The organism is Pelomicrobium sp. G1 (assembly GCF_051905455.1).
Taxonomy (GTDB): Bacteria; Pseudomonadota; Gammaproteobacteria; order Burkholderiales; family UBA6910; genus Pelomicrobium.
In genome coordinates, this window is the sequence record NZ_JBQACR010000173.1 from 1 (window position 1) to 363 (window position 363).

The window sequence follows — 363 nt, forward strand, 5'->3', positions numbered from 1 at the left end:
CACCTGCCCCATTCCGGGCCCGGGTGCATGATGGAAGTCTTGGACCGTTACCCCCGGGCGCGCAAGATCCTGATCCACATCAACAACACCAACCCAATCCTGGACGAGGCGAGCCCCGAGCGGGCGCAACTTGCCGCCCGGGGTATCGAAGTGGCCTGGGACGGGATGGAGATCGAGCTGTAGGAGGAGCCATGAGCGCCGGCGACGAGCGGCCTTGGACGCGGGAAGAGTTCGAGCAGAAGCTGCGGGAGAAGGGGGCCGGATATCACATCCACCACCCCTTCAACGTGCGCATGAGCGCGGGCCAGCTCACCCCAGACCAGATCCGGGGTTGGGTCGCCAACCGCTTCTATTACCAGATCA

Annotated in this window: 2 pseudogenes; both read left to right on the forward strand. The window is 64.5% G+C overall.

Features of this window, described 5'->3' with window-relative positions:
* Positions 1-183: pseudogene (locus ACTFO6_RS18040) on the forward strand (pyrroloquinoline quinone biosynthesis protein PqqB); the annotation flags it as partial.
* A gap of 8 nt (positions 184-191) precedes the next feature.
* Positions 192-363: pseudogene (locus ACTFO6_RS18045) on the forward strand (pyrroloquinoline-quinone synthase PqqC); the annotation flags it as partial.